Raw genomic sequence first — 13793 nt, 5'->3', positions numbered from 1 at the left:
GCTGGTTATGTCTCGTAACACTGCCACGCCCCTTGTCATTCCGAGACACCAGGTCCGATCCGCGAGACGATTTCGTCCCAGTAGCCGGGCAGCCCCTCCCAGGGGCTGCTCACCTGGTCACCCGCCCTGTCCCGGTCCGTCCGGTCCGTGAACCAGATCGTTCCGGCACCCTGCCAGCGGGCGATCCGCAGTGCTTCCTCCAGGTGCGTGCGCGGCACCCCGTGCACCAGGTGGCAGAACCGGGAGGCCGGGTAGGCGGCCGTCCAGGGGGCCGCCTGGGACCAGCGGTAGTCGGTCCACGGCCCGGAGAACGTCACCAACTGGTCGGCGCTCTCCGCGTACCCGGCGTAGGGATGGGTGCCGTGGCCGAGGACGAGCCGGCCGCCGTCGAGGGCGTCCGTACCGTGGAACATCGTCCGCAGGGTCTCGGTGAGCCGCCGGGTCCCGGGCAGCTCCTCGCGCTCGCCCGGACAGCGGTCCAGGTAGAACCCGTCGACCCGGTACCAGTCCAGGAAGTGCTGGGCGTCGGTGATCAGCTCGCCGAACTCCCGGACCCCGTACGTCATGTCGAGGTGTCCGAGCACCCTGAGCCCCGCGTTGCGCAGCCGTCCCACGGCTTCCAGGCAGTGCGGGTCGGGGCGGGCGCCCGGGCCTTCGGCGACGTTGAGCACGGTCCAGTGCAGCGGGGCCGCGTGGCCGGGCCCGGTCGCGTACAGCCGGGAGAACCGCAGCAGTTCGGCCCATTCGACGGGTGCGAGCAGCGGGTGCGCATAGCCCGGGACGCCGAGCCCGAGCCGGTCCGCCCCTATGGCGGGGCGGACGGTGCCGGAGGTGGTCAGATGCGGCACGCCGCCTCCATCCAGATGTCCGCGAGCGATTCCTCCAGATTGATCCGGGGCCGCCAGCCGAGCCGGTCGCGGGCGGTGCGCACATCGGCCTGCTGCCAGCTGCCGCAGCCGTCCGGATACGGGTAGGGGGCCGCGCCGAGGTGTTCGGTCAGGGAGTCCGGCGAGCGGGGTGCGCCGATCGTCGGCACGCCGCCGTTGCGCACGGCCGCGCTGGCGGCGGCGGAGCTGGAGTAGCCGCTGGGGGCGTCCAGTTCGTGCAGGGCGCCGCCGTATCCGGCGACCCGGGCGAGGACGGCGGCGGCGTCGCGCAGCCGGACGGCGCGGCCCGTACCGATGTTGACGACGCCCTGGGCGGCCGACAGCGAGGCGGCGTGCACGGCCCGTGCCACGTCCCTGACGTCCACGAAGTCGCGCTGCACCCCGAGGCCGCTGAGCTTGAGCTCGCCGTCGCCGGACTGCATGGCGCGGCGCATCGCCTCGGCGAGCCGGCCGAGCGGGGATCCGGCGGGGGTGCCGGGGCCGACCGGCGAGAACACCCGCAGGACGACCGCGTCGAGGCCGGAGCCCAGGACGAGTTCGGTGGCCGCCAGCTTGCTGACGCCGTAGGGGCCGCCGGGGCGCGGCACCGCGTCCTCGGCGGTCGAGGAGCCGGGCTGCGAGGGCCCGTACTCGGCGGCGCAGCCGAGCTGGACGAGCCGGGCCCCGCAGCCGCTGCGCCTGAGCGCCTCGCAGACGGTGGCGACGGCGACGGTGTTGTGCCGGGTGAGGTCGCGGGCGCCGCCCCGGGTGGCCCCGGCACAGTTGACGACGACTCCGGGGTGCACGGCGTCCAGGAAGCGGGTCAGCGCTCCGGGGCTGCCGGTGGCGAGGTCGAACCGGACGTCCGCGTCGTCGCCCCGCCCGAGGGCGGTGAGCTGGACGGCGGGGTCGGCGAGGAGCCGGTCCGCGACGAAGCGGCCGAGGTATCCGTTGGCGCCGAGCAGCAGAACCCTCATCGTGCGTCCCCTCGGTGCCGACGGACGCGCGCGGACTGCACGGAAAGAGGGGGTGGGGGGTTCATGTGACGTTCTCCTTGGGGGTGTTGTACGGGCACCCGCTGAGGGGTGTGACCGGTGGTGCTGGGGACGGATCGGGGTTGGTGCACCGGCTGCCACGACGTCGGCTTCGCGGCAACCGGAGTTCTTGGGGGCGGCGGCACGCGGACGGTCAGTCGCGCCGCTCCGCGTGGGCGGAGGCACGCGAGAGTGCGACCGCCGCGTGTCCGAGGAGTCCGAGTGCGGCGGCGCCGCAGGCGAGGGCGGGCACGGCTCCGGCTCCGCCTTCGCGCACCACGGTGCGCACCGGCTCGGCCAGTGCGTCGCAGCCCGGCAGCCGGGCGGCCAGCAGGCAGCCCAGGACGGTGGCCTCGACAGCGCAGGCGAAGGTGAGCCCCGTGGCGCCCGCCTCTGGCAGGCCGTGCACGGCAAGCAGTCTGGCCAGGAAGAGCAGTGCTCCTACGGCGAGGGCGGAGAGCGCGAAGCCGCCGCCGAAACCGAGCCTGGCGGCCCCGTACAGCAGCACCGTCAGCGCGATCGCGTACAGCCCGAACACGCCGAACAGCAGCGGCCGGACGGCGGCGCCGAAGTCCTCGGTGCCACGGCTCACGGTGAGCCTGCGGTGCGCCTGCACGGTCAGCAGCCTGGCGCACCAGGCAGCAGGTGCCAGTGCCGCCGCGAGGCCCACGAGCACGGCGGGCGCGGGGTCCCAGAGCGGGCCCTCGCCGAGCAGCCGGGTCAGTACGCCGTCGCCTAGGACCGCGTACAGCACCAGCCAGCAGGTGCGGGTCCACGGCGCGTATCCGTCGGCGCGCAGCGGTCCGTGGCGCAGGCAGAGCAGCAGGGCGGCGGCGGTCGCGAGCGTCCCGAGGGCGATGACGGCGATCCGCGGGCCCTCCGTCGCGTGCGCGGCGCCGAGCAGGGTGAGGGCGCACAGGGCGCCCGGCAGGAGCGCGTACGCCGCCCAGGCGGTCGGCAGTGCGCCGTCGTGCGCGGGGAGTTCCGGCGCGTGCGCCGGGGTTTCGTCCTCGTCCGCCCGTGGCACGCGCGCGTAGAGCTCCTCGGCGAGCGAGAAGACGTCCCGGTGCCGGAAGCGGGCGGCGGTACGGTCGGTGACGCCGTGCGCCTCCAGACCGGCGGCGATCTCCAGGGGGTCGACGGCCCGTTCGCACAGTTCGCGGTGGCGGTGCATGAGCACGCGGACGGGGTCGGCGGGTCCGGTCCTGGCGGGTCCCTGCATACGGGGGCCCCGGTATGCGCCGGGCGGGGCGGCCGGTGCGGTCTGCACCTCCTGCACCCTCTGCACCTCCTGCACCCTCTGCACCCCGTGGGCCGGGGTCTCCGCCATGCCCGTCGGGTCTGCGGTCTGCGTGGTCATGGACGTGCCTCCCGTACTGGGTCCGTGTCTCCGGCGGGCGCGGTGGCGTCTTCGGTCGCGGTGGCGTCTTCGGTCACGCTGCGGTGCTCCGCTTCCAGGCCGGACATGCGCGCGTCCAGGCCGGAGAGCCGTTCGCCGAGTCCCGCGACGCGCCACTCCAGGCCGGACATCCGCTCGCCGAAGCCGGAGAGCTGCTCGCCGAGGCCGGAAAGGTGGTCCGGCAGCGGGAGTTCGGGCGCGCTGTCGACAAGCACCGTGAGGGTGCCCAGGGACTTCGTCCGCCCGCTCTCCTCGTTCTCGTACGCGGTGTCGTACGCGGCCCTCACCTGCACCCGCTCGACGGCGGGCAGTACGACCGTCTCCGCGACGGCGGGCGACGCGACCGTCTCCGCCGCCTCCGCTCCGGCCCCTCCCCCCGTCCAGGCCCCCGGCACATACGCCTCCGCCGCCAGTTCGAAGGGCAGCGGGTCCGCGTCCTGGGTCTCGCGCCGCACGGGGCAGTGCGAAACCAGCTCCAGGTAAATGCTGCGAAATGCCGCGAGGTTCTGCTCGACGGTGAAGAGTTCGAGCGCCCGCGCACGCCCGGCGGCGCCCAGCCGCTCCCTGCGCTCCGGGTCGCGCAGCAGCGCGACACAGGCGCCGGCCAGGGCACGCGGGTTGCGCGGCGGGACCACCAGTCCCGTACCGCCGATGACTTCGACGACCGCGCCCACATCGGTCGAGACGGTCGCCCGGCCGCAGAACATCGCCTCGACCAGCCCGATCGGGAAGCCCTCGACCACGCTCGACAGCACGACCACCGAGCCCGCCGCGTACGCGTCCGCCAGTTCCGGGGCGCCGGGGCCGCCGATCTCCTCGAAGCGGACCGGGCTCTCCCCCACCTCGTAGGCGCCGCGCGCCTCGTCGGGGAAGAGGTGGGCGGCCAGTGCCCGGCAGTGCGCGAGGTAACCGGCGGCCACCTCGTCGCCGTCCGCGACCGGGGCGGCGATGATCCGCAGCCGGGCGTCCGGTTCGGCCTTGCGCACCTCGGCGAAGGCGTGCAGCAGCGCGACTAGGTCCTTGGTGGGGTCCACCCGGCCGACCCACACCAGCGTGCCGTCGGCGCCCGCCCCGTCGGCCTCGCCGACCTCGGCGAACCGCGCGGACTCCATCCCCGGGTACACGGTGCGCAGCTTGGCCTTCTCGGCGCCGCAGCGCTCCTGCCAGCGGCGGGCGTGCGCGTTGCCGGGGGTGATGACGGCGGCCTGGGCGTACACCTCGGCGGCCAGCAGGCCCTGGAACGCGGCGAGCAGCGTGCGCACGGGCGCGTTCCACTCGGCTTCCTGGGCGGCGAGGTAGTGCGCCCGCAGCTGCACCCCGTACTCGGTGACCAGCAGCGGTACGCCGAAGAAGCGCTTGGCCAGCAGTCCCGGCAGGGCCGCCGGGCCCCCGGAGGCGGCATGGCAGAGGTCGACGGCCCCGAGGCCGCCCTCCCCGGCGTCGTACCAGTCGAGGGAGAGCGGACGCAGGGTGCGCTCCAGGAGGTCGGCGAAGACCAGGTAGTCGTTGACCCTGGCGGTCTGTACGACGCGGGGTGCGCCGGGCGCGCGGCAGGCGCTCTCCAGGGCGCGCACGGCGCGCTCGGAGCGCAGGGCGGTGTGCAGTCCGCCCTTCTCGCGGGCGAGTTCGGCCAGTCCGTAGAGGCCGTTGCAGAAACGCTCCGCCGCCGTCCCCGGCCGGTCGCCTTCGCTGCCGCAGACGGCGCCGATCAGCTCCTTGAAGTGGGTGTCGAAGCGACGCCTCTCGCGGCGCCCGTACCCCCGGCCGCCGGACCGTCCGTCGAGCCGCCCGTGCGCGGTCCTGAACTCCGTCTCCGAGGACCACAGCGCCGCCGTCCGCACCCGCTGGACCTGCGGGGGCAGGGCCAGCCAGCCCTGTTCCTCCTGGTCCGCGTCCCGGCTCAGGGCGTAGACGTCGAACTCGTGCCGCGCGAGCCCGCGCACGAGCCGGTCGCACCAGAACCTGGATTCACCGGTCGCATACGGGTAGCCACCCTCCGTAAGCAGTCCGATCCGCACGTGGACACCCCCGATCTCCCTTGTGGACAGCCGCCGTTGGACCGGCGACTCGCAGCGGGACCGACCGTATGCGGACATGCCGGTGGTGCGACGGACGGTTGTCCATCGCACCACCGGAAGGGGTGAACAGTCGTAACTTTCGCGCGCGGCCCGCGTTCTCAGGCGCTAGACGGGCCTTGGACGGGCCCTAGACGGGCAACAACTCCCTGCGGGCCGCCCTGCGCACCCCGGCCAGCACCGGGTCGAGCGTGGGGACTGCGGCAAGCAGTTGCTGGGTGTACGGCTCCCGGGGGGACCCGTAGACCTCGCTCACCGCACCCTGTTCGACGATCCGCCCGTTCTTCATCACCAGGATCCGGTCGCTCACCTGCCGTACGACGGCCAGGTCGTGCGCGACGAATACCAGCGCGAGCCCCAGGTCGCGCTGCAACTCGGCGAGCAGCTCGATCACTTGCGCCTGGGTGGTGACGTCCAGCGCGGAGACGGGCTCGTCGCAGACCACCAGCCGGGGCGAGGGTGCCAGGGCGCGGGCGATGCCGACGCGCTGGCGCTGGCCGCCGCTGAACTCGTGCGGGTAGCGGTCGGCGCGGTCGGGGTCGAGCCCGACGCGGTCGAGGAGTTCGCGCACGCGCGCGTGCAGGACCCGTTCGTCCCGCTCGCCGGCCGCCCGCAGCGGGTCGGCGATGGACTCGCCGATGCTGCGGCGCGGGTTGAGGGAGGCCACCGGGTCCTGGAAGACCATCTGCACCCCGGTGGCGCCCCGCGCCCCCCGGGTGCCGGACGCCCGCCCCGGGCCGCTCTCCGTACCCCCGTAACGGAGTTGGCCCGAGGTGGGCTCCAGCAGACGCACGAGCATCCGCCCGAGCGTGGTCTTTCCGCTGCCGCTCTCGCCGACGATGCCGAGGGTCTCGCCCCGGTGCACGGTCAGCGACACGTCGTCGACGGCGGTCACGGTCTTCCTGCCGCGCCCGAACTCCCGGCGCAGCGCGACGGCTTCGAGCAGCGGCTCGGCCGCTGCGGGAACCCCCTCACTGGTACTGGCCCCCTTGAGCGGCCCGTCCAGCCGGGGCACGGCCTCCAGGAGTGCCTTCGTGTACGTGTCCCGGGGCGCGGTCAGCACGCCTGTCACGGGCCCCCGCTCCACCGCCCGCCCGTCGCGCATCACGAGCACGTCCTCGACGGTCTCGGCGGCCACTCCCACGTCGTGGGTGACCAGCAGCAGCCCCATGCCCTCCGCGCGCCGCAGTTCGTGCAGCAGGTCGAGGATCTGGGCCTGCACGGTGACGTCGAGGGCGGTGGTCGGTTCGTCGGCGATGAGCAGTTCCGGTGCGCAGGCGAGCGCCATGGCGATCAGCGCCCGCTGCCGCATGCCGCCGCTGAACTCGTGCGGCCGCGAGCGTGACCTGCGTACCGCGTCCGGAATGCCCACGCGGTCCAGCACCTCCACGGCACGCGCGCGTGCGGCGCGCCGGGACACCTTGCGGTGCACGCGCAGGACTTCGGCGATCTGGTCGCCGACCGCGTAGTACGGGTCCAGCGAGGACAGCGGGTCCTGGAAGACCATGGCGGCCTTCGCACCGCGCAGCGCCCGCAGTTCGGCCCCGGAGGCCTCCGCCACGTCCACTCCGGCGACCCGCACCCGCCCCTCGACCCGGGCGCCGCTCCCCCGGTGCAGCCCGAGCAGGGCGGACGCAGTGGCGCTCTTGCCGGACCCGGACTCGCCGACCAGGGCGAGCGCACCGCCCCGGGGCAGCGTGAACGACAGGTCCCGGACGGCGGCGATCCCGCCGGGGAAGGTCACGGAGAGGTTCTCGACCTCCACCAGCGACTCGTCACTCATGCCAGCACCACCCTTCGGTCCGCCACCGCGTGCAGCACATCCGCGAGGGCATTGGCGAGCACCACGAAGAATCCCGTGACCAGCACCATGCCGACCACCACCGGCAGATCGACCACCTTCACCGCCTCCACCAGCTCCCTGCCGAGTCCGGGCAGCCCGAACAGCGACTCGGTGAGCACCGCGCCGCCGAACATCGATCCGAAGTCGACCGCGCTCAGGGTGATCACGGGCGCGAGCGCACCGCGCAGCGCGTGCCGCCCGACGAGCGCACGCTCGCTCACCCCGTACGCACGGAAGGTCCGCACATGGTCCTCCGCGAGCGTCTCCAGCATCGAACTCCTCGTCAGCCGCGCGTATTTGGCGGACTCGATCGCGGCCAGCGACACCCACGGCAGCAGCAGGTTCCACGCCCACTGTTCGGGGTTCTCGGCGAACGGCACGTACGTCGGGAAGGGCAGCCACTGGAGCGTCGAGCAGAACACGATGATCAGCAGCAGTCCGATCACGAAGACGGGTGTGGCCGTCCCCGCGAGGGTCAGCCAGGTCAGCACCCGCTCGGTGGGCCGCCCGCGCCGCCACACGGAGAGCACTCCGGTGCCGACGCCGAGCAGCAGCCACAGCACCAGCGCGCCGATGACCAGCGATCCGGTGACCGGCAGCTTGGCGAGGATGAGCTGGGTGACCTGCTGGTCGCTCTGGTACGAGAGTCCCAGGCACGGCGCGTCGCAGTGCAGCACGCCCGTCCCCGAGGAGTAGTCGCGGCCCGCGAAGATGCCCTCCAGGAAGTGCCCGTACTGCACCCACAGGGGGTCGCCGAGCCGCAACTGGTCGTGCACCTGCGCCACTTGGGCGGGCGAGCAGCGCGGACCGCAGGCGATCTGCGCGACGTCGCCGGGGGCCACGTAGAAGATCAGGTACAGCAGCACGCTCAGCGCCCAGAGCACGAAGAGCGCCCCGCCGAGCCTGCGCAGCAGGAATCCGGTCACTTGGCACCGCCCTTCTCACGACGCGAGGTGCCCGCCCCGACCCGCGACCGCGACCGCGGGTCCAGCGCCGTCCGTACGCCCTCGCCGAGCACCGTCAGCGCCAGCACCGTCACGAACAGCAGTGCCGCCGGGATCAGCAGGTAGGTGGGTGCCGCCTGGTACCAGACGTCGGCGTCGGTGAGCATCTGTCCCCAGGACGGTGTCGGCGGCTTGATGCCGACGCCCAGGAAGGACAGCGCGGCCTCGACGACGATGTTCTGCGGCAGCAGCAGGGCGGAGTAGGCGATGACGGGTGCGGCCAGTGCCGGCAGCAGCTCGCGCCGCGCGATCCGCCACTTTCCCCAGCCGCTGAGCCGGGCCGCCGAGACGTAGTCCAGCGACTTCAGCGTCAGGGTCTGCGCGCGCACGATCTTCGAGGTACTGGCCCAGTTGATCAGGCCGACGACCAGCGCGATCAGCACCGGGCGGGGGAACTGGGCCGGGACGATCGCGAGCAGCGCGAGGGCGATCACCATCAGCGGCATCGCCACGTTCACGTCGGTGATCCGGCTGAGTACCTGGTCGACGCGGCGGCTGCCGAGCCCGGCCGCGAGGCCGATGACGACGCCGAGGAAGACCTGGAGGACGGTCGCGAACACGGCGACCCCGAGCGACACCCGCGCCCCGTACACGACCCGGGCGAACAGGTCGCGGCCGGTCTGCGGCTCGACGCCGAGCCAGTGCTCCGCGCTGATCCCGCCGAAGGGGCCGAGCGGCGCACCGCCGGCCGCCGAGTCGACGAGTGCCGGGTGGAAGGAGTTGGGGTCCTGCCCCTCCAGGGCGGCGAGCAGCGGCGCGGCGAGCGCGGTCAGCACCAGGAGTGCCACCACGCAGGCCGCGGCCACGGCGGCCCGCTGCGCACGCAGCCGCCGCCAGAACCGACGGGCCCCCGAGGCGGGGACGGCGGCCCGCACCGTCCCCGCCTGCTGGGCCGACAAAGCCTCGCTCATGGTTACTTGACCGCAACCTGCGAGACGTCCAGCACACCGGTCCAGTCGCTGATCACGATGTTCTTGACGTCCTTGCCGTACAGCCGCTTGTAGACGGGGTGGAACAGCGGAACGGTCAGCGCCTGCTCGCCGATCTTCTGGTCGAGTGCGCCCCACCTCGCCGCGGCGGCCGTCAGGTCGGTCAGTTTGTTGATCTCGTCGACCTCCTTGTTGACGGCCGGGTCGTCGAGCTGTGCGCTGTTGAAGTTGGTGCCGTCCTCGACGATCTGACGGCCGTCGAAGAGCGGCGCGAGGAACGGGCCGCCGGACGGCCAGTCGGCGCCCCAGTGCCCGAGGAAGAGGCCGGGCTGCTTCTTCACGCTGTGCACGGTGTCGTTGTAGTCGTTCTCCTCAAGTCCCTTGAGTTCCAGGGTGATCCCGGCCTTCCCCAGGGCGTCCTGGAGTGCGGTGGCGATCTCCGGGCCGGTCTCGCGGTCCTTGGCGTTGGAGTGCGTCAGCGTGACCGTCAGGCCCTTCTCGTGCCCGGCCTCCTTGAGGAGCTCCTTCGCCTTGGTGGCGTTGCCCGTTTCGCCCGCCGGGAAGTGGTCGTACTTCACGTGTCCGAAGGACTTCTGCGGCGGCAGGTTCGTCGTCGCGGGCAGGGCGAGGGAGGAACCTCCGGCCGCGTTGATCACGGACGAGCGGTCGACGGCGTAGGCGATCGCCTGGCGCACCTTCGGGTTGTCGAAGGGCTTCACCTTCGGGTTGAAGGCGAGGTAGTTGGTGTAGCCGAAGTGGCCGGTGCCCACGCGGGCGGCGAGGTTCTTGTCGCCCGCGACCTTGGCGAGCTCGGCCGGGCCGAGGTTGTTGTCGGTGGTCACGGCGGCGGAGTCGGTGCCCGCGCTCGCGGAAAGCCGCTGGTTGATGACCGCCGGGTCGAGCCCGGAGCGCACGTCGATCCGGTCCGGGTACGCCTTGCGCTCCTCGTCCGTCTTCGCGTCCCAGTGCGGGTTGCGCTCCAGGACCAGCCGCTCGCCGTCGTTCTCGTTCCTGACGACCTTGTACGGGCCGGAGGACAGCGGGTGCTCCTCGTACTTGGCGCCGGTGTCCTTGGCCTTCGGTACGGGTGTGGTCTGCGTCTGGGTCGCCAGGTAGGGGAACTCGCCCTCGGGCTTGTTGAGCCTGAAGACGATGGTGCGCGCGTCCGGGACCTCGATCGAGTCGAGTCCCTTCTTCGACTTGTACGGGCCCTGGTAGTCGGCGCCGCCGATCAGCCAGTCGCGCAAGTAGGGGGCGCCGCCGCTCAGTTCGGGGGCGAAGGAGCGCTCGATGCCGTACTTGATGTCGGCGCTGGTGATGGGCGTGCCGTCCTCGTACTTCAGCCCTTCCTTCAGCGTGTACGTCCACACGGTGGCGTTCTTGCTGGGCTTGCCGAGGTCGGTGGCGAGGTCGGGGACGACCTTGGTGCCGTCGGCGCCGTTCTCCCGGTTGCGGGTGGTGAGCGTGCGGAAGACCAGGGACGGAACGTTTCCGCCGCCCGAGGTGTAGAGGCGGGCCGGGTCGAAGTCGACCTGCGGCTGCCGGTTGAGGATCTGGAGGGTGCCGCCCCGCTGCGGGGCACCGGCCTTGCCGCCGGGGCCGGTCGCGGCCCCCGCTCCGTCGCCCTGCGGTCCTGCGCAGGCGGTGGCGAGGGTGGTGAGGGCGAGACCGGCGGCCATGACGGCTGCTCGTCTGGACACGGCGGAGGAAGGGCGCACGGCGAAGAGACCTCTCGGAATACCGGGCACGGCGAACGGCGCACCCGGAAAAGGAAGAATGAGCACACGCAGGCGCCCGGCGGAAACCGGGAGAGCCCGAGGAGACCCGAGAGGGTTTCGTACGGTCCGTGAGAATTGCCGCGCCTGCGGACAGAACTGCCAGAACTGCGAAGGGCAGGCGTCAGCTACAGAGAATGTCGGCGACGCAGTGCGCGGTCACACCGATGAGCGCGAGCTCGATGGCTTCGCGATCGGTGGCGGCTGCGTGGCGGGGTGACATGCCGAGAAATATGAACGACCCCGCCACCCATGTCAATCTTGTTGTGAGACGCCGTCTCACATGCTGGTCATCGTACGGTCCGCACCGTCCGGCACCCGGTCAACTCCCGGGAATCACCCAGGGGTTGGGCCTGCACGTCTTCGATCCCGTCTGCAGCGTCTTGGTCTGCTGCATCATCACGGGCGCGAGTGCGCCGTCCTCGTCACAGGTCTTGTGGTTGTGCCCGAGCCGGTGCCCGACCTCGTGGTTGATCAGCATCTGCCGGTACGCGAACAGCTTCTCGTCGCCGAACGTCGGCGCCCCGCCGGCCCAGCGGAACGCGTTGATCATCACGCGCTCGGTGGCGGCGGAATCACAGGAGACGTTCTGCTCCAGGGTGTTCAGATGCGATTTCTCGCACCAGAGGTCGGTGGTGACGGGAGTGGCGAGCGTCACAATGAAATCCGGGTCGCCCTCGGATATCCGCTCGAAAGTCATCGTGCCCTTTCCGGCCCAACTCCTTTTGTCGTTCAGGGTCTTCTGGATCGCCTCGGCGAACAATTTCCCGTCGAGCCCCATGTCCTTCTCGACGTCCACCCGGTATTTCCACACCTTTCCCTTTCCCGGTGCCGCGTCCTTTCCGGGAACGGTGTCGAAGGTGTTCGGACCCGCCTTGTCCGGCGCCATGGTCAGCTTCTGGGCCATGCGCTCCTCGTACGTCACCGGAACCGCGGGGACCGCCGCCGCCCCGTCCCCGCTCTGCGGCGTGGCCCGCTCCTCGTCGCGCGAGGCGCCGTCGGAGAACGCGCGCTCCCCGGCCCCGGGGGCCGCCGCCTCCTTGGCGCCACCGCCCGTACCGGACTGCTGGCTCACCACCACGACCGCCAGCGCGACGGTCACCGCGGCCGCGGACACCCCGGTGACCGTACGCACCCGGTGCCGCTTGGCACGCGGCTTGCCCGCACCGTCCGTACCGTCCGCGCCGACGTCGAAGAGGTCCGCGTCGTCGGGGCCGACGAGATCGCCGTTGGCCGCCGCGGCGTCGTCCCAGTCGGTGACGGCGGCGTACGGGTCCCGGCCCGCCGGGCGTTCCTCCCGTACAGGCGGCTGCGCGAGAGGGCCCTGCGGCTGGTCGAACGCCGCCACGAAGTCCCGCCGGGGACCGGCCGTGCGCTGCCCCGGCACCCGCGCGCCCACGCCGAGCCCGGCCGGCGGCCGTACCGTCGGCGGCGCGTAGGCCGTGGCCCCCCGCGACGCACCGACCCAGTCGCCGTAGCGCCCGCCGCCCGTGTCGCCGACGGCGTCGGCGTTGCCGCCGGTGCCGTACGCCCCGGTGTCGCCCCAGCCGCCGCCCGGCTCGTGCTGCTCGGGATGCCCGCCCCGCACCGGCTGCTGGGCGGGACCGCCCGCCAGGTGGTGCGGCTGGAAGCGCGGCACCGGCCCTGTGGTGTCCTGGACGCGCGGCACGGCGCCCGTGTCGCCTCTCCTGCGCCGCCCGCTCCCGGGTATGCCAGGGGTCTCGTCGGCACCCTTGGGTGCGGCACCTCGGCGGCTATGACGTCCCACGCGCCGGATCAGCTCCTAGTTTCCGTCTGCTGCACTTCTGCACGTACGTCGTCGTCCGTACCGCTGTTCTCCTGTGTACCGCTGTTCTCCTGGGTACCACTGTCGCCGATGAGACCGAGAAAAGCCTCGGCCACCAGTTCGGGGTACTCCATCATCGCCACATGTCCGGCGTCCGGAAGACTCAGGAGCCGGGAATCACGGAACGCCGCAGCGGCCCTGCGTGCCATCCGGAACCCCACCAGCTGGTCCCGCCCGCCGTACACCAGCAGCGTCGGCGCGAGCACCCGCTCCGCCTGCCGCCACAGTCCGTGCTGGCCACCGAGGGTGTAGGCGTCGACGATGCCGCGTGCGGAGCGGGTCATCGCGTCCCAGAAGTACGGCAGCTGGAGCCTGCGCTCCATCTCGTCGACGGCTGCCCTGAATCCCTCGGGCGTGATCCGCGACGGATCCCCGTAACAGAGCCCGGTCACCCCGCGCGTCCGCATCTCCGCCGTCCAGTCCTTGCTGAGCCTCGCGAAGAGCCGGGCGACCCCGGGGATCGCGAGCAGCGCGGTCGGCACGGCCGTCTTCTGCACCCGGATCTCCGGCAGTGCGGGCGAGACCAGCGTCAGGCTGCGCACCAGGTCGGGCCGTACGGCGGCGACCCGGGTGACCGCGGCACCGCCCATCGAGTTCCCGAACAGGTGCACGGGCCCGCGCCCGCTGGAGTCCAGGTAGCGGATCACCGCCCGCGCCTGCCCGGTGATCGAGTAGTTGCCGTCCGCGGGCGGCGGGGAATCCCCGAAGCCCGGCAGGTCGAGCGCCTCGCTCGCGACGGCGCCGTCCAGCAGGGGCATCAGGGCGGACCAGTTCTGCGAGGATCCGCCGAGCCCGTGCACGTACAGCGCGGGCGGCAGTCCGGAGCGCGCCGGGGGCCTGGACCGTACGGTCAGGGTCAGCCCGGGCAGGGCGACGGACCGCAGCTCCTCCCCCTCCGCGACCTTGACGGCACTGACCTTGGGCAGCGGTGCGGCTGCGCCGGCTTTCGGCAGCTCGGTCGAAGACATGCGGGCAATGTTACGAGACGATCACGCAGGGGCTCATGTGTTCGCGGTCACAGA

The 13793-nt window shown here is 72.4% G+C and carries 11 protein-coding genes; all 11 read right to left on the bottom strand.

Features of this window, described 5'->3' with window-relative positions; all coding sequences use genetic code 11:
* Positions 1 to 35: 35 nt before the first annotated feature.
* Entirely contained in the window at positions 36 to 848 is an 813-nt protein-coding gene (locus tag ACZ5PB_RS31970; RefSeq protein ID WP_468695985.1) for a spherulation-specific family 4 protein, read from the bottom strand.
* Positions 836 to 1843, bottom strand: coding sequence for an NAD-dependent epimerase/dehydratase family protein (locus ACZ5PB_RS31965; protein ID WP_468695983.1), 1008 nt, complete (start codon positions 1841 to 1843; stop codon positions 836 to 838). Before ACZ5PB_RS31965 ends, ACZ5PB_RS31970 begins: the two co-directional genes overlap by 13 nt.
* 211 nt (positions 1844 to 2054) lie before the next feature.
* Positions 2055 to 3260, bottom strand: coding sequence for a hypothetical protein (locus tag ACZ5PB_RS31960; protein ID WP_468695981.1), 1206 nt, complete (start codon positions 3258 to 3260; stop codon positions 2055 to 2057).
* On the bottom strand, positions 3257 to 5317 hold the full coding sequence (locus ACZ5PB_RS31955; protein WP_468696170.1) for a DUF3492 domain-containing protein: 2061 nt from the start codon (positions 5315 to 5317) through the stop codon (positions 3257 to 3259). Before ACZ5PB_RS31955 ends, ACZ5PB_RS31960 begins: the two co-directional genes overlap by 4 nt.
* Positions 5318 to 5504: 187 nt before the next feature.
* Positions 5505 to 7157: a dipeptide ABC transporter ATP-binding protein gene (locus ACZ5PB_RS31950; RefSeq protein ID WP_468695979.1), complete on the bottom strand. Its 1653-nt coding sequence runs from the start codon at positions 7155 to 7157 to the stop codon at positions 5505 to 5507.
* The gene (locus tag ACZ5PB_RS31945) at positions 7154 to 8143 is read right to left on the bottom strand and encodes an ABC transporter permease (RefSeq protein WP_468695977.1); all 990 of its coding nucleotides are present in this window, start codon (positions 8141 to 8143) and stop codon (positions 7154 to 7156) included. The genes ACZ5PB_RS31950 and ACZ5PB_RS31945 overlap by 4 nt, the downstream gene beginning before the upstream one ends.
* On the bottom strand, positions 8140 to 9132 hold the full coding sequence (locus ACZ5PB_RS31940; RefSeq protein WP_468695976.1) for an ABC transporter permease: 993 nt from the start codon (positions 9130 to 9132) through the stop codon (positions 8140 to 8142). Before ACZ5PB_RS31940 ends, ACZ5PB_RS31945 begins: the two co-directional genes overlap by 4 nt.
* A 2-nt stretch (positions 9133 to 9134) precedes the next feature.
* Positions 9135 to 10829, bottom strand: a complete 1695-nt coding sequence (locus ACZ5PB_RS31935) for an ABC transporter substrate-binding protein (protein ID WP_468696169.1) — start codon at positions 10827 to 10829, stop codon at positions 9135 to 9137.
* A 220-nt stretch (positions 10830 to 11049) separates the two neighbouring features.
* A complete protein-coding gene (locus ACZ5PB_RS31930) occupies positions 11050 to 11148 on the bottom strand; it encodes an Ms4533A family Cys-rich leader peptide (protein WP_389244045.1) in 99 nt (32 codons plus the stop codon).
* A 99-nt stretch (positions 11149 to 11247) separates the two neighbouring features.
* Positions 11248 to 12594 (bottom strand): DUF3152 domain-containing protein, encoded by a 1347-nt coding sequence (locus ACZ5PB_RS31925; RefSeq protein ID WP_468695974.1) that lies wholly within the window; start codon positions 12592 to 12594, stop codon positions 11248 to 11250.
* Positions 12595 to 12701: 107 nt separating this feature from the next.
* Positions 12702 to 13739, bottom strand: coding sequence for an alpha/beta fold hydrolase (locus ACZ5PB_RS31920; RefSeq protein WP_468695971.1), 1038 nt, complete (start codon positions 13737 to 13739; stop codon positions 12702 to 12704).
* Positions 13740 to 13793: the final 54 nt, after the last annotated feature.

The sequence above is a fragment of the Streptomyces sp. NPDC032721 genome, from assembly GCF_055579625.1.
The sequence above is the reverse complement of the archived record's forward strand: the minus strand, read 5'-3'. Positions and strand labels throughout refer to the sequence as shown.

Coding starts and splice junctions, on each gene's coding strand:
- ACZ5PB_RS31950 (WP_468695979.1), bottom strand. CDS start 7,157: ATGAGTGACGAGTCGCTGGTGGAGGTCGAGAACCTCTCCGTGACCTTC.
- ACZ5PB_RS31920 (WP_468695971.1), bottom strand. CDS start 13,739: ATGTCTTCGACCGAGCTGCCGAAAGCCGGCGCAGCCGCACCGCTGCCC.
- ACZ5PB_RS31935 (WP_468696169.1), bottom strand. CDS start 10,829: ATGGCCGCCGGTCTCGCCCTCACCACCCTCGCCACCGCCTGCGCAGGA.
- ACZ5PB_RS31960 (WP_468695981.1), bottom strand. CDS start 3,260: ATGACCACGCAGACCGCAGACCCGACGGGCATGGCGGAGACCCCGGCC.
- ACZ5PB_RS31940 (WP_468695976.1), bottom strand. CDS start 9,132: ATGAGCGAGGCTTTGTCGGCCCAGCAGGCGGGGACGGTGCGGGCCGCC.
- ACZ5PB_RS31965 (WP_468695983.1), bottom strand. CDS start 1,843: ATGAGGGTTCTGCTGCTCGGCGCCAACGGATACCTCGGCCGCTTCGTC.
- ACZ5PB_RS31930 (WP_389244045.1), bottom strand. CDS start 11,148: ATGTCACCCCGCCACGCAGCCGCCACCGATCGCGAAGCCATCGAGCTC.